Source organism: Mesorhizobium sp. WSM4807, assembly GCF_055811615.1.
Genome location: NZ_JBVVQY010000007.1, coordinates 179,205 through 197,986 on the forward strand (window position 1 = coordinate 179,205; position 18,782 = coordinate 197,986).

Below are 18,782 nucleotides of genomic sequence, written 5' to 3' on the forward strand. Positions count from 1 at the left end.
AGGACATTTCCATGCTGAATTCCAACGCCTTCACCGTCTACCTGTTCACGGCATTCCTTCTGGCGATTACTCCGGGTTCGGGGATTTTCTATGTCGCCGCCCGAACTCTTTCCGGCGGCCGCTCTGAAGGAATCGCTTCGAGCCTTGGCAATGGTCTCGGCGGGCTGTTTCATGTCTTAGCCGGCAGTCTTGGCGTCTCGGCGATCGTGCTGGCAAGCGCCGAATTATTCACGGCATTCAAAGTGGTCGGCGCGCTCTATCTGGTCTGGATGGGATACCGAACCATTCGCCATGCCAGGCTCGACTACAAGTCGCTGGGTCATTCAGAGCCGCCCGTCGGCGCGATGCGGGCCTTCAGGGATGGCGTTCTTGTGGAAGTGATGAACCCGAAGACGGCCGCATTCTTCCTCGCCTTCATTCCCCAGTTTGTCGTTACATCGTCGGATCACGTTGCCCTGCAGTTCGTGATCCTCGGCGCCGTCTCGGTTGCTCTTAACACGCTCGCCGATATTGTCGTGGCGTTGTAGCCGGAAGACTTCGCGATGGCGCGGCGTCCCGTCCGCATCTCATTCGCCGGCTTCGTGAAGGCTCGGGCGGCGCTATGATCATGCTTGGATGTGGGCTGCTGCTGGCAAAGCGCCCGGTTGCTTGACCGGTTCGGCCGGCCGCACTGCCGCCGAAGGCTCGTTTGGCGATACAACCAACTGACGGAGAAGAACATGCGGCAAGCGTTGATCGTATGGGGCGGCTGGGATGGACACGAGCCGGAAGAAGGTGCGCGCGTCGTCAAGGCGATGCTCGAAGAAGAAGGGTTTGGCGTGCGCGTGGAAACCACGACCGAGATATTCGCCGACCCCGCGATCGCCGATTTGAGTCTGATCGTCCCGATCTACACGATGGCCAAGCTTGCGAAGAACGAGGAGCTCAATCTGACAAAGGCGGTCGAGGGCGGTGTCGGCCTGGGCGGCTATCACGGCGGCATGTGCGATGCCTTTCGTGAAGCCACGGAATACCAGTTCATGTGCGGCGGTCAGTGGGTGGCCCACCCGGGCAACATCATCGACTACCGGGTTGACATCACCAGGCGCGACGATCCGATCATGAACGGCATCGATGATTTCTCGTACCGCTCCGAGCAGTACTACATGCACGTGGACCCATCGAACGAGGTGCTGGCGACCACCACCTTCTCCGGCGAGCACGCCTCCTGGATAGAAGGCGTGGTCATGCCGGTCGTCTGGAAGCGTCGGCACGGCAAGGGAAGAGTGTTCTATTCGGCGCTCGGCCATGTCGCCAAAGAGTTCGCGGTGCCGCAGATGCGAACGATATTTCGCCGCGGCCTGGTCTGGGCGGCGCGTTGAGAGCGCCGACGAGGCAAATGCCGAACGCGCCGCCGCATCACCGAGCAATGCGGCGCAGCGCCAGGGCAGCGACAGTGATGGCCGCTGCCAGAAGCGGCAGCCAGGCTTGTGGATCGCCCATGGCATGAAGCGTCAGGCCGCTGAGCAGCAGCCACAGCAGCGGGATCGCAAACAGCAGCGGCATAAGCCCGCCGCTCGCTGCAAGCAGGACGCCGAGCGCTACGATCGCCGTCGGGTCCGGCGCGATGCCGAAGACCTCGGCGCTCGACCATGGCCGCCCGAAGAGCGGCGGCAGGAGGGGATAAGCGACGAGGCCAGCGACCGCGATCAGCAGCCCGAGCCGCCCTGCGATGTCCCGCCGGTCGAAGGCGAGGCCGCCGCGCGCGGCACCGCCGATCGCCAGCAGCAGCGCCTGCAGGCCGAAGGCCGGCGCGACATAGCCGATCGCCCAGTTGATCGCGGCATAGCGGCTCCACAGGAAGGACCAGCCGACGAAGGCAAAGAGCGCGGCGAGGACGAGCGCAATCCAGAGACCATGGCGACGCGGCCGCCTAAGCACGAGCACGACAATGGCGAGGCCGGCGGCGAGCGTCAGGAGATGCAGCGGCCAGAACGCGGCATTGGCCAACTCAAACATGCGCCAGTAGACGCGCGGCGAGAAGAGCAGGAAATCTTCCAGCCGGTAGGTCCACCATTCCGACATCTAAGCAGGTTCCGCAAAGTGTCCCACGGTTTTGCGACAAGAACCTGCGACAAACAACAGAATCTAAGCAGGCATTCGTGGGCCAGCCCACGAATGCCTGCTTAGAGGTCCTGGACGTAAGCCGCCATCCGCTCGCGCATGGCCGCGTCGGGAAGGGGACCGGTCGCCGCCATCACGTTCTCGCGCACATGGTCGACGCGGGTGGTCGCGGGGATGGCGACCGTGACGGAGGGATGCGAAAGAATGAACTTCAAAATGAACTGCGCCCAGGTCCCGGCACCGATCTCGGCCGCCCAAGCCGGCAGCGTCTCGCCTTGGAGCTGGCGCGTCAGCGCGCCCTGGCGAAACGGCCGGTTGACGATGACGGCCATCCCGCGCTCGGCCGCCAGCGGCAGGAGCCGTTCCTCCGCCTCGCGGTCGACGACGTTATAGGTGAGTTGCACGAAGTCGAGCGGATGCGCGCGCATGATTTGTTCGATCAGGTCGTGCCGCCGTCCTTCGGACGTCGTGATGCCGACATAGCGGATCCGCCCGTCCGCCTTCATGGCGAACAGGGTTTCGAGATGCGTCTCCCAGGCGACGAGGTTATGGATCTGAACGAGGTCGAAGCGCGGCACACCCCAGAAGCTGCGCGACTGCTCGATCTGCGCGGGTCCGTCGGTGGCGGAGGAGGTCCAGACCTTCTCGGCGGAAAACAGCGCTTCGGGCCGGCCGAGCTTCTCGAGGCCATAGCCGATCACGGGCTGCGAAGAGCCGTACATGGGCGAGGAATCGATCATGCGGCCGCCTGCCTCGAAGAAGGCCGCGATCACCTCGGCGCACTCGTCGCGCAGCACCGGATCGTCGCCGACATTGAAGGTGATCCAGGTGCCCAGCCCCACTGCGGGAAGCATCTCTCCCGAGGAGGGCACTGCCCGCATCACCGGCGCAGGCGGCGCGCCGGGCGCGGTTCCCGGCAACACCAGAGCCGCTCCGGAAGCGGCGGCAGCCTTCACGAATGTCCTGCGGGTGATGATCATCGTCTGCCATCCCTGTATTCCCGACTCCTTGTACTCCCGACCACAAGAATGGTTCCGGCTGACCGGCCTTCGCATGGCTGATCGGCGGCAGCCGGCGGTCGGACTCTGGCGACTGTTCGGGAATATAGAACGTCTGCCTGAAATGGGAACGAACGGTGCGGGCCTGGGTTGCGCCAACCAGCCCGATTACCTTGAAATGGCCCCTGTCCTGACTTGATGGCGCTGGCGGGCATATGCCACGCAGCCGTCTACCGTGCTGACGCAGAGCTCATCGCGGTGGTTCGGCGTGTTGTTGTCGCCGGCGTAGGCAACCTCGGCAACACGGCCATCGACCATTCGGATTTGCGTGTTGCAATAGCCGCCAGGATCGACATTGAGCGATCCTCCAACCGTCGGGATCGCACCCACGGCCAAAGTGGGAATCACGACGTTGAGATTGCCGCGTTGAACGGTACGCTGATAGGTCCAGATCTGGCTTCCGCCCGCATCGGCGGTGGCAGTCGGAAAGCCGGCGCACATTCGAACGTCTGCCTCGCTGAGACCGACCATCTCTTTGCGGGCTGCCGCCGTTGTGGCGTCTTCCTTTGGGAGGTTCGACGTGTCGTCAGGGGCGACGCAGGACGACACCATGGAACTGCCGGCCAAGAGAACAACAACAAGGACAAGCGTTCGGATGCGGGAAGATATCATACCGACTGTGGTGATATGCGCTGAGCCCCGAGATCCTAGTTAGGCAAGCAGACACTCGAGTCAACCTGCACGGCATCACGATGTCGTTTGTCGTGCCGCCCGGCCGACCTTGAGCTGACGGCGCCGATGCGATCGTCGCCGCGATCAGATGGGCCACGCGCACGCGCCGCTATCGTGCGCGACGTAGACGAGGCGCGATGCATCTTTTGCACGTCAAGTTTCCGGAACCCGGAACTGACGCGCGACGGGCCGGACACTGCTCATGCCTGCTCTGCGAGCCTCGGCGTTCTGCGATGTAAAATGCGCGCTTTCCTGACATCAAGGCTAAACAAATGCTTTTCAGTTACACAAAATGATGAAACAATGAAGTTGAAATTGGAAAAATTCGATGCGCAACGTCTGCGGACATGGCAAGCGCCTGTCCTATTACGATTTCGGGCACACGACGGTGTACGCTTCCCGCTTCGACCAGCGCTTCCCCTATTGTGCCTATGTGCCCGAGGACTATGACGAGGACGGCGACAAGACCTATCCGCTGGCGGTGATCGTGCATGGCACCGAACGCGGCATGCTCGCCTACCGGGACGCCTTCGCCGACTTCGCGGAACAGAACGGCGTGATCGTATTCGCCCCGCTCTTCCCGGCGAATATCTGTTTTCCGGGCGATCTTTCCTCCTACAAGATGCTGCGCCAGGGCGACCTCCACTACGATGCCGTGCTGCTCGATATGGTCGAGGAGATGCGCGAGCGCTACCGCATCCGCGGCGACCGCGTGCTGATGTACGGCTTCTCCGGCGGCGGCCATTTCACCCATCGTTTCCTGTTCCTCCATCCCGAACGTCTGCTGGCTGCATCGATCGGTGCGCCGGGCGTCGTGACCCTGCTGGACTTCGATCACGATTTCTGGGTCGGGGTGCGCGACTTCGAGAGAGTGTTCGGCAAGAACGTCGACCTCGAGGTCATGCGCAAGGTCGCCGTGCAGATGGTGATCGGTGGTGACGATCTCCAAACCTGGAGATCACCATCAAGCCGGAGGATGACTGGTGGATGCCCGGCGCCGATCTCGCCGGCGCGACCCGCAACGACCGGATCAGATCGTTGAAGCGCAGCCTGGAGAGACACGACGTCGAGGTGCAGCTGGATGTCGTGCCTGGCATCGCTCACAACGACCGCGAGCTCATCGCCAAGGTCAAGGAGTTCTTTGCGCGGACATTGAATGCCGCGCCCGCCTGAAAAACTGCAGTCAACAAACTGGAGATAAAAATGGGAACAGGATTGATAATGGGAAGACGATTGATCCAGGTGCTGGCGGCAATCGCCGTGATGGCGTGTGCGCTGCCGGCGATGGCGCAGGAGCAGCCGAAAACCGGCGGTACGCTCAAGGTCCGCATCAACGCGGATATCCGCGCCACCGACGGTCTCAGCCGAGACGCGAACACCGACACGGTGCTGCACCATATCTTTGAGACGCTAGTGGCTTATCGCGCCGATCTCACCGTGGGCCCGGCACTGGCCGAATCCTGGAAAGTGTCGGACGACGGCAAGACTTATGCCTTCACGCTGCGCGACGGCGCGGCTTTCCACAATGGCGACGCCGTGACCTCATCCGACGTCAAATGGAACTGGGATCGCCGCATGGACGCGGCCAACCAGTGGTTCTGCCTTCCGTTCTTCGACGGCAGCCAGGGCCTCAAGGTCGAGCAAGTGGCGACGCCTGATCCACGCACCGTGGTCTTCACGCTCAACGCGCCGAATGCGCTCTTTCTGGCGCAGCTCGCCAGTGTCCAGTGCAATGGCTGGGTCGCCAGTCCGAAGAATGTCGGCGCTGACGGCAAATGGATCGCCGATTTCGCCATCGGCAGCGGCCCGTTCAAGCTGAAGGAATGGGTCAAGGGCCAGTATTTGGAGCTCGAACGCTTTGCCGACTACAAGCCGGTGAAGGAGGCGCCGAGTGGCTTTGCCGGCAGCCGTGAGGCCTATGTCGACGAGGTGCGCTTCATGGTCATTCCCGACACGGCGGCGGCGGAGACCGCGCTGTTTGCCGGCGAGCTCGACGTCCTTCCCGATCTTGAATCATCGCGTGTCGAGGAAGCCAAGTCGCGGGGCATGACGGTGCTGTCGACGCAAGGCCTGTCGTGGACGGCGATCCTGCTGCAGACCAAGGATCCGCTGCTGTCGAACGCCAAGATGCGCGCGGCGCTGGCGCATGCCACCGACATCAACCAGATCGCCGCCGCCCGCACCAACGGGGTCGCCATGGGAGATCCCTCGGCCGTCGCCCAGGCGAGCTCGTTCTTCGACGACGAATTCCTCAAATGGCCGGAATACGACCCGGTCAAAGCCAAGGCACTGCTGGACGAGGCCGGCTACAAGGGCGAGCCGATCAAGATCCAGACCAACACGCGTTACCAGGGCATGTATGAGAACGCCGTGCTGCTGCAGGCGATGCTGACGGCCGCGGGCTTCAATGCCCAGCTCGAAGTGCTGGATTGGGCGGCACAACTCGACAATTACCTTGCCGGCAAATTCCAGATCCAGTCCTTCGGCTATTCGGCGCGTCTCGATCCATCGCTGATGTATGGCGTCATCCTCGGCGACAAGGCGACCGATCCGACGGCGCAGTGGGACAGCAAGGAGGCCCTCGACCTCTACACGAAGTCGATGGCCACGACCGACCCCCCGCAACGCAAGGCGCTGTTCAAGCAGCTCCACGCCCTCATGGCAAAGGATGTGCCGATCCTTGGCCTCTATTACGAGCCATCCGTCGACGCCGTGTCGCCGAAGGTGAAGGGCTATTCGGTGTGGCCGGCGGCAAACCCCCGCGTATGGGGTGTCTGGAAAAGCGAATAGGAGCTGGCGATTGTCTGTTGCTCGAAAGATCGGAGGCGTGTTGCCTCCGATCTTTCGATTGTGCGCCAGGCATGGCGCGTGGTGCGCAAGCACCGTTTGGCCGGGGTGGTAGCCGGTCGATGACTTGGAGGTGGGAGTCCTCTGCGAGCCCTGGTGATGGGAACCGCTAGCCGAACAGCAAGGGCGTCGTCGCGAGGCGGGGTCTGAAGGAAGCTGCAAGCAAAGTGCCGGCCTGACGAACAGGAAGCGCATATGAGGCGTCCGCATCCGGGCGAGGGAGCAACGAAGCCCGAAGCCCGATATCACCCGGAGGGTGCGGCCGTAGATGCGACAGGTTTATGGCACGAAGGTCACGCGTCTTACCCTGGGAGGTCTGCCGACCTGCCCCCGGAAACGGGTGTGCTACCAGCGTCGTGAGGCGGCGGGATGGGGACGGCAGAAGTCAGCAGAGGCCGTAGTAGCTGGACCAAACGGCGAAGGGCCGAACGTGTCGATGGAGGTCGGATCTTATTTTATTTCCGAGCGCCTTGAGCAGATACCTCGCGAGAGGGCCTTAGCCGGAAGTAGCGGGCGGAACCCGCAAGATAGGGTTGGGCGCTCATAGGGCGACGGGCATTAAGAACCACAAGCCGAGCGCGACACGAACCGCCGTGTACGGAACCGTACGCACGGTGGTGTGGGAGGAGGGACGCCGAAAGGCTCCCTCCTACCCGATTGAAGTACCTGGTGGTGAAAGCCTGGCGCTTGGTTCCGGGGCCGTAAACCCGCTCAGGGCGGGAAGGAGACCTAAACTGCTCTCCGACGGTGCGTGTGCGCCAGGAGCGGCCGTTCGACAGCGATCGGAGCAGCAATGGCCGTTGGGCATGGCCGAAGCGCTTCTGACGTTTAGTATGAGGTGACGGTTGACCGTGGAGGTCTGTGACCTAGCTTTGTGACTAGCTTAAAGCTCAGGCGGACCGTCCAGAACCGGAAATGGCGGAATGGTACGCACCGTGGGAGAACTTTCGGGACGTTGAGATGCAGAGGTGCAGGTCGGGTCTTACAGCCTGTGCGCCCTTGGCGGCCGATAATCGGCGGCCACGGCATCTTCAAATTTCGATTCAAACAAAAGTCATCTGCGCCGGCATGTCTATCAGCGCGCGACAGGCGCTCCGTCATGCAACAACAATTCGAGCACTGGAGGGATCTCGGAGCAAGTGTCGGAGGGACACTGCTCGAAGCAAGTGACAGCTTCGAAAGCGATCAAAGGCTTAGCCAGCACCAAGACGAGGGGGCAAACACCGCTTCACGAACTTGAGAATACACCCAAGACCGCACAGGTACGGCAATGTCAAATCCTCTTGCCGAAATTTACGCAAACGACGCAGATCTCGCTATCCTGGGCGGGATAGCAGCATTTGCCTCGGTGGGCCTCTATCTTGTGCTCCGGCGAATCCTTATCGCGGTGCAACGGCGTCGCCTCAAATCAGATGTGAGCGAAGGCGGATCTGATCCCCCCGATGAGGCATCTTGGGATTGGGAAAGCCCGGTCGACCTTGCAACCGAGCCTGCTTGTTCCTCTCAGGTTGCCATACCCTCAGACCCGGCAGACCTGGATATTCGGCGTCAAGATGCCAATTGCCTTCGGTTCGGTGTGCGAATCGAGTATTTCGACGTAATCTCCGAAACTTGCGAGAGCTCGTCTGTGGCCCAGACCAACGCTTTCGCTTCCGCGACGAACATAGCGCAATCCGGCCGACTTGCGACATCGATCAGGGAAATCGCTGGCTATGTTCATAGGCAGGTGGCGGCTAATCTTGCCGCCCTAACTAGTCCAGCATTGAGGGCTCTGAGCCGTATGCCGACGCAACTCGCCCTTGCGGCGGATCCCGACCCCATCACAGCGACGGACTCACCTCCTCGCGTTCGCAGGCCGATCGGTCTTGTGCCCCGCTTTGGCGTCGCCGCAATCTGTCTGGCCGTGCCGCTTAGCTATGCGATGACGAGACAAAACTGGGTCGAAACCGCCCCCGCCATTTCGCGGGTCCAGGGCAACGCCAATCCGGACCTTTCGCGACCCATCGAGCTTCCGGCGAGTGCTGCATTAGATGTGCGTGGGCCAGTCCAGGGAGACGAGCGCACGAGTGTCGAATTGCTCAGCCCGGATCTCACGGCTGCCCGGGCGCAAGTCGGAGCAGCTGCTGCTCAGGCAACCGCAGCGAGGGAATTGGCCGGCCAGGAGCACCAGGCGGCGGAAGGCGAGCGCGCCAGGAGCGCCGCCCTGCAGCGAGCGCTGCACAAGTCGCGCAAGGAGATCGACGCGCTGAGGACAAGCATGGCAGCCGCCGACAACGCACGCCAGGAGCAACTGCGCAACGAGCTCGCGGCAGCCCGCACAGTTGACGCATTGCGGCGCATTGCGGGAGATACCCGCACGATGCTGCGCGAGTCCACCAACTATGTCTTTACGAAGATGCCCGCTGCTCATCTGGAGCGTCAGCGAGCCGGATGGGTGGCGCGCGATCTATCGCGAGCGCAGGCGCAAATTGAACAGCTTGAGGCCGAGGCCGCCGAGGATCGCGCCAAGGCCAAGGCTTCGCTGGCGCAAGCGACGGGAATTCTCGACGACGAACGCCGGAAATCAGAGGACCTTCGTGGCGACCTCGCCGAAGTGAAACTGTCCAATGCCGCGCTCATGGAGCGCGCTTACGCGGCTGAGCAGGGACGGACCGGTGCAGTCACAGCGAGAGAACGAGTGGAGCAGGCCGCAGCCGAGACGGAGGGCGCGCTGGCTCGAGAACGCGCTGCAGCAGCGTCGATTCATGAGAAGCTGAAAAAAGCTCGCCTCGAGCGCGACGCGGCTGAACAGGAACGAGCCAGAGCGGTGTCTGCGAGAGAGCGTGCCGAGCAGACTGCAACCGAGACGGCACAGGCTCTGGCACGAGAACGTGCTGCAACAGCGTCGACGCGAGAGGAGCTGAAAAAAACTCGCCTCGAGCGCGACGCGGCTGAGCAGGAACGAGCCAGAGCAGTCACAGCGAGAGTACGAGTGGAGCAGACTGCCACCGAGACGGCGCAGGCTCTGGCACGAGAACGCGCTGCGGCAGTCTCGACCCATGAGGACCTCGATAAAGCCCGCCTCGAACGCGACGTCGCCCGAGCACTTTTGGTAGGGGTCGCCAGGCTGAAGGAGGCTCTGGACAAGCAACGTGAAGTCACTGTTTTTCTTGCCCGCGACCTGGCCGCCGCGCGCGCGGACAATGACAGGCTCAGGGCTGAGCGTCGCAGCGCCCAGATTGAGCTGCCGCTGAAGCCGCGCGCTGGCCGCGCAGCAGCCGCTGCCGGCGGGTTGAAGGCCGTCAGCCAGAAGACTGCACGTAGCAAGGTTCGCGCCCCGGCGCGGATTGCCCGGGTGCGTTCTCTCACACTTCCCTATCCCCTCAGGCCAAGACAAGCGACGTTGGAGTGATTTCCAAAACGACTATGCGGTCCTCCTGTCGAAGGCCCAGGGCCTTTGGCAGGCATTGCCTCGCACTCTCTCACGCGCCGCGATGAATCACCCGTTCGAATTCATCCTGCTCTCGTCGGCGAGGAGTCTGCGCGACGCGCTATATCAGCCCGATCACGCCGCCAGTCGCGTTCAATTCGCATCTGATCGGCGCCTGCCGCGTCTCCACCTTGCCTTGCCGTCCATAGTCGATGCTGACCTCAACGGGAGCTGAGATCGTATCCGGGCTCAACCGACGTATGGAACCTGCGCTGCTGACGCGCACACTGGTCGCGCCAAACGGGGCGGCGGCCGACTCGATTGCATCACGGCAGGCGCGAACGACTTCATCCGGGACGCCCGGAAGCGCCTTGATTGGACTGACCGTCGATTGACTGTTGATGTCTCTGGGAGGCTGGAGGCTGGCCGGAAGGCCGAGCGACCGTCCGGCCCCTGCGGACCGGGCGACACTGACGGCAGTGCCGGCCATAGTTGCCGCAACTGCCGCCGTTGCAGTGGTGCTGGTTCCATCGTCGTTCACCGGTGACCTGCTGCTGGAGCCGGCAGGTCCTTTGTGCGCGCCGCCTTTGCGGCCTTCACCGTGATGGCTGCCAGCGCTATTGCCTCCGCCATCATGGTTGCCAGCGCTATTGCCTCCGCCGCGCTCGCCGCCGGCAGCAGCTCCTGCGCAAGCTACCGCGATCGAGCAAACGAATGCGAAATATGCCCAGCTGGATTCAAGGGATTGACGCACGACCACCTCCATAAAGTGCGTCTGTCGAACCGTCTTTCCGCGGCATGCAGTCAGGACGGCGCAACCGCCGCCGCCCCCAGGCAAACTCGCGACTAAGGCGCCCACGGGAGGTAACTAGGGGATGAATCCGGTGTATCAAGGACGCGGGTACCGGGTAGTGGCCTCGCACAGGACGCGAATTGACCGGACGGTCATGGTCAGGACCGGTCTCATGGATTGCCTCTCGATGACCATTCACCATCAAGAAGCCAGGTGCCATCGAACTCGGTAGTCCCGGCAGCCACATCGCACGATGCGATCACCGTCGTATGCGTGGCCTACCGAAGCGCCGATACGCCCGCGCGCCTGTTCGCCATAGGCCATGCCGCGCGCTCTCGGCGCTCATCGATCTCGAAGCCTCAACTCGTCTGAGTCCGGATAATAATGCATTTTGATTGAATGAAAAGCATGAGAATTCGCTAGATTGCCAGTTCGAACTGCGTGGCGCATATCTATAATGCGAACGCTTGAGGAACTGCCTATGAACGAAACGATCATCGACCGGCCGGCACGCAGCGAGGTAGCCAGTCCGCTGCAGATCGATCTGGCGCGGCGGATCCTGGAGCGGATCAGGGATTCGGGCTGGACGGTCGGAACCCGCGTTTCGGTGCCGGACCTTGCCCGCACGTTCGGCGTTTCGCGTTCCCCCGTCAGCGCGGCGCTGGAACTGCTGGTCGCCCAGGGCGTCTTAAGCCCCTTCGAGACGAGGGGGCTGCAATTGGCACGCGATGTCGCCGACCTCGACCCTGAGGATATCCTGCCCAGTTCTCCGCTCGAGGAGCTTTACCGCAGGATGATGCGGGAGCGCGCGCTCGGTCAGTTGCCCCAGGAGGTGTCCGAGGCGGAATTGATGCCGCGCTATCATGTGTCGCGCGGCATCGTGCGCAAGCTATTGCTCCGCTTTGCCGCCGAAGGACTGGTGCAGCGCCTGCCGGGGCATGGCTGGCGTTTTGCCGACACACTTGTCGGCGAGGACGCCTACCGGGAAAGCTATGAATTCCGGATGGCCGTCGAATGTGCGGCGCTGCGGTCGCCCATGTTCAATGCGGATCCCCAGCAGCTGGCGCCGGTCCGGCGCGCTCACGAGCGCATCCTGGCGATCGTGTCGACGGGCAAGACGCTGATCGGCGGCGACGAATGGTTCCGGATCAACGCATCCTTTCACGAAGGGCTTGCGGCCTGTTCCGGCAACCGATTCCTGGCGGATGCGGTGCGCCAGCAGAACAATCTGCGCCGGTTGCAGGAATCGGCAGGTTTCGAGGAACTGCCGGCGGAACGCATCGAGCAGTCATGCCGGGAACATCTGGCCATCCTCGATGCTGTCGAAGCGGGCGAGATCGAATGGGCCGAGGCGCTGCTGCGCCAGCATCTACGGCAGGCCGCCGAGTTCGCTTCGCCGCAGCGCTCGATCTGATGCCTGCGACGGTGAGCATCATTCCATCATCCGCCTGGGCGCACGCGCTCGATGGCCGCGCAATGCGCCGATACCGGGCTCCATGAGGAAGTGGCGATCTGGAGCGAGCGTCCCGCCGATCGCTTCACACCAATCCGCTCCGTCATATGCCGGGATTGGATGTTTTAGGACCGATTTTCAGCGGCGCATCATTTTCGTCCGGATTGGGGACGGGAGCTTCGTCGGGAAGTCTGTCCGGGTCCGGCTCACGCACCGGCTTCGGTTCAGGAAGCGGCGGTGGCGTGGGCGCCGGAGTGGGCGTTGGTTCGGGAGTGGGAAGAATGGCCATGGTGTGATTTCCTTCCTCGCTGCACTCTGCCTTGGCGGGTCACCGACGTCGGCCTTTGACGCCACCCGTTTCGACCGGTTTCGCTCTACGGGCTGGTGCACGCAGAACGACCACGTGTGGCTATGGTTCCGATGGGAACCTGCGATGATCCCGCAGGCATCAGGCACTCGTGGCAAGACGGCCCGCCAGAAAAGTGATCGAATCGTACGCGCATGAGGGCCTTGTCGGCGTCGTGGAGCGCCATAATTTCCATTTCAGGGTGGGACGAACTCACCTACTGAATAGGAGGCGGCCGTGAAGCACCAAACACTTGACCAACTGCATACCGTTGCCGACGTTCACGCTGAAGCAACAGACCTCGTAGCGACCCGAAGCCAGCGTCTCGAACGTTGGGCGAAACTGCTGGAAAAAAATCCCGATCGGCGTCTCGAAGCGTTGACGGGCACCGAATACAAGTCCCCTGAGATACGCGAAAAGATGCGTTACAACGACTCGCCTCTCACGGTTGCCTTCGAGGACCCGATCTTTCGCGCGCAAGGCTTGAGAGACGACACCTACGGTGAAGCCAGGCGCTTCTTCGAACTGACCGACTGGCAGTTGCACGAAATCGTCTGCCATTGCCATGTCGGCGCCACGATACGAGCGCGATGGGCTGCCTCTCGCGTCCGTGCAGCAATGTCCGAGAGATTCGGGTTCTTCGCCTGGCTGCGAGGAACATTCATGCATTGACGCAGCATTGACGCTACGGGCATTGACGCTGCCGGCATTCACGCTAGGGGCCGGCACGTTCGGGTGATGGAGGCGGCGAAGCGATTTCCACGCCTCGCATCAGTGGTCGTTGATGTGCGGATATGCCGTTCGGCGGCGATCCGCCATCGGCGAAGCTCGATACAATCGGCCTCGATACCACAGCGCATGGGCGGATTTCAGTCGGCGGGCGCGGTGTAGCGGCGATGGACCGCTTCCGCGATGGCGGCGCGGCTTCTATGCGGATCGAGACTATCGTCATCCTCGATGACAGCCGCTTCCTCCGCAAGTCCCTGGTCCTTGACCTGGTCGCGGAACCAGGCCGAATAGTCGCCCGCGCGCAAGTGATGCTCCCAGGTGCGGTCGTCGATCCCCTCGGCGATATGGAGGAACATCATGAGATTTTGCGCTTTCAGGTTAGCTTGCCGTCAGCGCCGCGGAAATAGAAACTGTTGTCGCCAAGATCGCCCTCGGCATACTTCCGAATATGGCGCTTGCGTTCCTGCCGGGGACGCTCGATTGAGATCGGCCTTGCGGGATCGGCTGTCGACCGGTTCCAATACAAGACCTTGTTTTCCGGTGGCGGCACGACGCCCGGTGGTACGCCCTCGCCAATTGCGGCACAGAAGCTTTCAACGACCTTGTCGGCTTCCGGGCCAAGAGCCAGTACCGTGTCGACACCTGCCAGCACATCCCGCGAAACCAGATCGGGATGTACTGTGACCAGAATGGTCGCCGAAAGGCTTTTTGGAAGCGCAAAGGATGTGCCATCGCGCGCGTGCGGCAAGAGGTGGTGTGCCTCGTCGATGATCAGCCAGTGCGGGCGTCCGGTGCGGGCGCGAAGCGCGGCAAGCTCCGGCAGCAGCTTGGCGAAGGCGTTTGGCCGCTCCGCAGTCTTGATCCCGAGCATGTTGACGGCGACATTGTTGGACGGCTTGGACAAGAGGTCGAAGATTTCGCGCGAGCTCGGCGGGCTTTTGGCGTCGCCAACCACCAGCACGTCCTGCAGGTCCTCGTAGTCGCCCTCCGGGTCGAGCACGCAAAACTGAAAGCCTTGCTCGACGAAGCGTTCGGTCAGTGCGGTGGCGAGGGTGGATTTTCCGATCCCCGACGTGCCGGTCAGCAGGACACTGCCGCCGCGCGGTGAAAGGTGCATCACTGTGCCCGATCCGTCGTCCGCGCCAATTTCGATGCGTTGCCGTGCTGTGTCCAGCAAGGCGGCGTCATGCGAGATCAGGCCCTCGATCAACTCCCTCACGCCCGCGCCGCGGGCACCATTCGTCACGTGGCCCGCCGTCTCCCTTACCTTCGGCAGTGCATTGGCAACTGCAACTCCGAAACCGACGGCGCGCAGAAAGGCATGGTCGTTCTCCGCATCCCCGATGCCGACGACATTGTGGGCGGACAACTCCATATCCTCAAGGGCAGCCGCAAGACCGGTCGCCTTATTGACCCCGCTTGGCAGCACCATGACGGCGCCCTTGTTGAAGATGATCTCCAGCTCCAGGCCAAGCTCCTTGATCACTTCCAGCACGATGGTCTCGTTAGGTTCCCTGGTGGCGACGACGGAACGTCCCATCGACAGGGGCGCGATCTTGAGCATCATCAGCCTGTCGACGAATTCCGCCGGCGGGGCAGGCGCCAGGACCCGTATCTTCTTCGAAGCCGGCGTGTAGACGAGCGCGCCGTTTTCGGCGACGACCTTGTCGAAAATGCCAAGCTCCGGAAAAACGCTTTCGAGGTCGGCAAGCTCGCGACCGGTCACCATTATCAACTTACGGCCGGTTTCCTTCAACCGCTCGAGCGCAGTACGCGTCGTATCGGAAACGATCCCGTTTTCCGCGAGTGTGCCGTCGTAGTCAGTGGCTAGTGCAAGAGCATACATCGAACTGTCGTCGGCAGTCCGAAAGCCGACCCGAGATGCTTTCTCGCCGAAACTGAACGGAAAGCCATCTGCTCGGGTGACTTCCATAGGCCGAATCCCGTCATTGTTTGTCATGCCCGCCCGCATCGGTTCCAACGGCGCTGGCTGTCGATTGTTCCCGACGGCGCAAGGCAAGAGTCGCGTAGGCCTGGCTTTTTGGTGAGCAATCGGGTTTTCCCAAAGCCGATATACACTTTCTAGCCGATGATCCTGAATCCGTTCGGCTCCTGGCCGGGGTCGACATCTTGGGATGTCACGCGGGACACCGAGGCTCCGGTCGGCCCTTTCCAGAACCGGTTCATCATCGTCGAAACCGCGCCTTCGGCCCCGACGATCAGTGCCGTTACGGATCCGTCATCCTCGTTGCGAACCCATCCGGACAGACCGAGCCTCTCGGCTTCGGTCCGTGTCCACACGCGAAAAGAGACGCCTTGCACCCTTCCCCTGAGCCTGACACGTACCGCCTTGCGCTCGTCCTCCATGGTCACCTCCGTGCTGGTGGTTTTCTCATACCTTCAACTCCTCGGCGGCGAAAAAGGCTCCGCCATCGCATTTTTAACGGATTTGGCGGCCTGGCCGTCCGATGGAGGTGTCCGGCTGCATGATATCGACAACGGAACCATGCGGCGGCGGCTTTGTTAAGGACGGACAGTTGCAGATTTGCTGGGGTTTTGGAGCCACGGTTTCATGACCAATGATTCTACACCGGAAGGCGCCATCCCGGCATCCGTTCCGACGATCAATGCAAAAGCGGCGCCGACGCTTCGCCACGCCGAAGCAGAGGTCTTCTACACCGAGGCGATCCGCGAACTCGCCGCGACGGATATCCCCTTTCTTGTTGCCGGCACCTATGCGGTGAGCGCCTACACAGGCGTCACGCGCCAGACGAAGGACCTCGACATTTTTTGCAAGGCCGGCGACTACGCCCGCATTCTCGCGCATTTCAAGCAGGCCGGCTATGCGGTCGAGATCGTGGACGACCGATGGCTTGGAAAGGTTTTCAAAGGCACGCATTTTTTTGACGTCATATTCGCTTCTGCCAATGGCACCATGCCGGTCGGCGACCAGTGGCTGGAGCATGCACGGCAATTCGAGCTGCTGGGCAGTCAGGTGCGGATCGTAGGTCCGACCGAGCTTATCTGGTCCAAATGCTTCATCCAGGACAGACGCCGCCACGACGGCGCCGACATCGCTCATACCATCCTCAAGGCGCAGGATCAGATCGACTGGCATAGGCTGCTTTCCTACCTCGAAGTTCACTGGGAGGTGCTGTTGATGCAGCTTCTGAATTTCCGATGGATCTATCCGAGCGAGCGCGATCATGTTCCCGCCTGGCTGCTCGACGAATTGCTTGACCGTCTCGCCAAGCAGAGGGAGTTGCCTACCCCCCGGATGAAGATCTGCCGCGGACGACTGCTTTCGCCGACCGACTACGAAATCGACGTCAAGGAATGGGGCTTTGCCGGCGTCGGCGGAACAGGAGAATTTCGCGATGGCTGAGAAGGGCGGAACTGCCACGGCAAGGACCGAGAGAAACCGCACAGTCAAGATTGCGGCCGTCGGCGACCTGCATGTGCGGGAAGACGGCCAGGCCTCCTGCCGTGATCTCTTCGGCGAGGTCTCGCGCGAAGCGGACGTCCTCGTGCTCACTGGCGACCTCACCAATCTCGGCAAGCCCCGAGAGGCCGAAATCCTTGCAGAGGATTTGCGCGCCTGCTCCATCCCGGTCGTCGCCGTGCTCGGCAACCATGACTATGAATCCGGCGCGGTCGAGGACGTCGCCCACATCCTTCGGCAGGCAGGCGTCCATCTTCTCGACGGCCAGACAACGGAAATCAAGGAGGTCGGCTTTGTCGGCGTGAAGGGTTTCATCGGCGGTTTTGGATCACGCATGCTCGGCTCGTTCGGCGAGCCGGCGATCAAGGCGATGGTCGCCGAAAGCGTCAGCGAGTCGATGCGGCTCGAAAACGCGATGCGGCAGGTTCGCACCAACCGTACGCTCGTCGTCCTGCACTACGCTCCGGTGGTCGAGACGGTCGTTGGCGAGCCGCTGGAGATTTTTCCGTTCCTCGGCTCGTCGCGGCTGGCTGAGACGATCGATCGGTTCAAGGTCAGCGCCGTCGTGCATGGCCACGCGCATCGCGGCGTCTATGAAGGTCGCACGCCCGGTGGTGCCCCGGTATACAACGTCGCCATGCACGTGGCGAAGCCGACCGGCCGTCCCTACGCCCTGCTCGAAATCTGAAACACCCCGCGCCTCGTCAGCGATCGATTTCGCCGAACACGATATCGAGCGACCCGATGATCGCGGCGACATCGGCGATCATGTGCCCTCGCGACAGAAAATCCATCGCCTGCAGATGGGCGAAGGACGGCGCCCGGATCTTGCATCGGTACGGAGTATTGCTGCCATTTGACACCAGGTAGACGCCGAACTCGCCCTTCGGCGCCTCGACCGCGGCGTAGACTTCTCCAGCGGGCACGCGAATACCCTCCGTGTAGAGTTTGAAATGGTGGATGGTCGCTTCCATCGAGCGTTTCATCGTCGCCCGCGGCGGCGGCGTGATTTTGTGGTTCGGAATTGCCACCGGCCCTTGGCCCTCGGGCGATCGCAGTTTTTCCAGGCATTGCTTCATGATCCGCACCGACTGGCGCATTTCCTCCATGCGGACGAGGTAGCGGTCATAGCAGTCGCCATTCTTGCCGATCGGAATGTCGAAGTCCATCTCCGGGTAGCATTCATATGGCTGCGCCTTGCGCAAATCCCACGGTGCGCCCGACCCGCGCAGCATGGGGCCGGAGAAGCCCCAGGCCCAGGCGTCGTCGAGGCCGATCACGCCGACATCGACGTTGCGCTGCTTGAAGATACGGTTTTCGGTGAGCAACTCGTCGAGGTTGCCGCAGACCTTGAGGAACGGATCGCAGAAATTCCAGATGTCGTCCAGGAGCTTCTCAGGCAGGTCCTGGTGCACGCCGCCGACCCTGAAATAATTCGCATGCATGCGGGCGCCGGAGGCGCGCTCGTAGAACACCATCAGCTTCTCGCGCTCGGCGAAACCCCAGAGCGGCGGGGTCAGCGCGCCGATATCCATCGCCTGTGTCGTGACGTTGAGGAGATGCGACAAGAGCCGGCCGATTTCGCAAAAGAGCACACGGATAAGTTGTCCGCGCCTCGGGACTGATATTTCGAGCAGCTTCTCGGCGGCGAGGCAGAACGCATGCTCCTGGTTCATCGGCGCGACATAGTCGAGCCGGTCGAAATAGGGCAGGGCCTGCAGATAGTTCTTGTACTCGATGAGTTTTTCCGTGCCGCGGTGGAGCAGGCCGATATGGGGATCGGCGCGGTCGACGATCTCGCCGTCCAGTTCCAGCACCAGCCGCAGGACGCCGTGAGCTGAGGGATGCTGCGGCCCGAAGTTGAGGGTGAAGTTGCGAACTGCGGCTTCGACCATCACGGTGCTCCGCTGTACTGGGTTTTCAGGGCCGA

16 protein-coding genes and 2 pseudogenes are annotated in these 18,782 nt (G+C 62.2%); 11 read left to right on the top strand and 7 right to left on the bottom strand.

Translation table 11 applies throughout. The annotated features are described in order from the left end of the window. Nucleotides 1–11: 11 nt before the first annotated feature. Nucleotides 12–652: pseudogene (locus tag AC0L3N_RS11835) on the top strand (LysE family translocator). Nucleotides 653–719: 67 nt separating this feature from the next. Beyond that, complete coding sequence (locus AC0L3N_RS11840) at nucleotides 720–1,361, top strand: ThuA domain-containing protein (protein ID WP_473547873.1); 642 nt, start codon at nucleotides 720–722, stop codon at nucleotides 1,359–1,361. 37 nt (nucleotides 1,362–1,398) lie between these two features. Here AC0L3N_RS11840 and AC0L3N_RS11845 read toward each other — a convergent pair whose 3' ends face one another. From AC0L3N_RS11845 to AC0L3N_RS11855, 3 genes are all read right to left on the bottom strand, one after another. Further along, nucleotides 1,399–2,064 carry a DUF6064 family protein gene (locus tag AC0L3N_RS11845; protein ID WP_473547771.1) on the bottom strand — a complete coding sequence of 222 codons (666 nt, stop codon included), beginning with the start codon at nucleotides 2,062–2,064 and terminating at the stop codon, nucleotides 1,399–1,401. Nucleotides 2,065–2,165: 101 nt separating this feature from the next. Then, nucleotides 2,166–3,083: an aldo/keto reductase gene (locus AC0L3N_RS11850; protein WP_473547772.1), complete on the bottom strand. Its 918-nt coding sequence runs from the start codon at nucleotides 3,081–3,083 to the stop codon at nucleotides 2,166–2,168. Nucleotides 3,084–3,269: 186 nt separating this feature from the next. After that, complete coding sequence (locus AC0L3N_RS11855; RefSeq protein WP_473547773.1) at nucleotides 3,270–3,728, bottom strand: hypothetical protein; 459 nt, start codon at nucleotides 3,726–3,728, stop codon at nucleotides 3,270–3,272. Between the two features lie 433 nt (nucleotides 3,729–4,161). Between AC0L3N_RS11855 and AC0L3N_RS11860 the strand changes: the two genes are divergently transcribed. The 6 genes from AC0L3N_RS11860 to AC0L3N_RS11885 all read left to right on the top strand — a co-directional run bounded on the left by AC0L3N_RS11860 (nucleotide 4,162) and on the right by AC0L3N_RS11885 (nucleotide 12,296). Further along, nucleotides 4,162–4,875, top strand: a complete 714-nt coding sequence (locus AC0L3N_RS11860) for an alpha/beta hydrolase (RefSeq protein WP_473547774.1) — start codon at nucleotides 4,162–4,164, stop codon at nucleotides 4,873–4,875. Further along, entirely contained in the window at nucleotides 4,872–5,006 is a 135-nt protein-coding gene (locus AC0L3N_RS11865; protein WP_473547775.1) for a hypothetical protein, read from the top strand. Before AC0L3N_RS11860 ends, AC0L3N_RS11865 begins: the two co-directional genes overlap by 4 nt. Nucleotides 5,007–5,054: 48 nt before the next feature. Further along, the gene (locus AC0L3N_RS11870) at nucleotides 5,055–6,623 is read left to right on the top strand and encodes an ABC transporter substrate-binding protein (RefSeq protein WP_473547776.1); all 1,569 of its coding nucleotides are present in this window, start codon (nucleotides 5,055–5,057) and stop codon (nucleotides 6,621–6,623) included. A gap of 2,206 nt (nucleotides 6,624–8,829) precedes the next feature. Continuing rightward, complete coding sequence (locus tag AC0L3N_RS11875) at nucleotides 8,830–10,071, top strand: hypothetical protein (RefSeq protein ID WP_473547777.1); 1,242 nt, start codon at nucleotides 8,830–8,832, stop codon at nucleotides 10,069–10,071. 592 nt (nucleotides 10,072–10,663) lie between these two features. Continuing rightward, entirely contained in the window at nucleotides 10,664–10,939 is a 276-nt protein-coding gene (locus AC0L3N_RS11880; RefSeq protein ID WP_473547778.1) for a hypothetical protein, read from the top strand. 424 nt (nucleotides 10,940–11,363) lie between these two features. Beyond that, nucleotides 11,364–12,296 carry a GntR family transcriptional regulator gene (locus AC0L3N_RS11885; RefSeq protein ID WP_473547779.1) on the top strand — a complete coding sequence of 311 codons (933 nt, stop codon included), beginning with the start codon at nucleotides 11,364–11,366 and terminating at the stop codon, nucleotides 12,294–12,296. A gap of 142 nt (nucleotides 12,297–12,438) precedes the next feature. Here the strand turns inward: AC0L3N_RS11885 and AC0L3N_RS11890 are convergent, their stop codons facing one another. Beyond that, entirely contained in the window at nucleotides 12,439–12,624 is a 186-nt protein-coding gene (locus AC0L3N_RS11890; RefSeq protein WP_095496439.1) for a hypothetical protein, read from the bottom strand. Nucleotides 12,625–12,918: 294 nt separating this feature from the next. Between AC0L3N_RS11890 and AC0L3N_RS11895 the strand changes: the two genes are divergently transcribed. Then, entirely contained in the window at nucleotides 12,919–13,353 is a 435-nt protein-coding gene (locus tag AC0L3N_RS11895; protein ID WP_082982175.1) for a hypothetical protein, read from the top strand. 197 nt (nucleotides 13,354–13,550) lie between these two features. Here the strand turns inward: AC0L3N_RS11895 and AC0L3N_RS11900 are convergent. Next, nucleotides 13,551–15,256 (bottom strand): annotated as a pseudogene (locus AC0L3N_RS11900) (HAD-IIB family hydrolase). A 236-nt stretch (nucleotides 15,257–15,492) separates the two neighbouring features. After that, nucleotides 15,493–15,777: an acylphosphatase gene (locus AC0L3N_RS11905; RefSeq protein ID WP_473547780.1), complete on the bottom strand. Its 285-nt coding sequence runs from the start codon at nucleotides 15,775–15,777 to the stop codon at nucleotides 15,493–15,495. Between the two features lie 205 nt (nucleotides 15,778–15,982). Between AC0L3N_RS11905 and AC0L3N_RS11910 the strand changes: the two genes are divergently transcribed. Beyond that, complete coding sequence (locus AC0L3N_RS11910; RefSeq protein WP_473485577.1) at nucleotides 15,983–16,795, top strand: nucleotidyltransferase family protein; 813 nt, start codon at nucleotides 15,983–15,985, stop codon at nucleotides 16,793–16,795. After that, complete coding sequence (locus tag AC0L3N_RS11915; RefSeq protein ID WP_473485578.1) at nucleotides 16,788–17,540, top strand: metallophosphoesterase family protein; 753 nt, start codon at nucleotides 16,788–16,790, stop codon at nucleotides 17,538–17,540. Before AC0L3N_RS11910 ends, AC0L3N_RS11915 begins: the two co-directional genes overlap by 8 nt. Nucleotides 17,541–17,556: 16 nt before the next feature. Here AC0L3N_RS11915 and AC0L3N_RS11920 read toward each other — a convergent pair whose 3' ends face one another. Beyond that, a complete protein-coding gene (locus AC0L3N_RS11920; protein WP_473547781.1) occupies nucleotides 17,557–18,747 on the bottom strand; it encodes an NADH-quinone oxidoreductase subunit D in 1,191 nt (396 codons plus the stop codon). Between the last annotated feature and the right edge of the window lie 35 nt (nucleotides 18,748–18,782).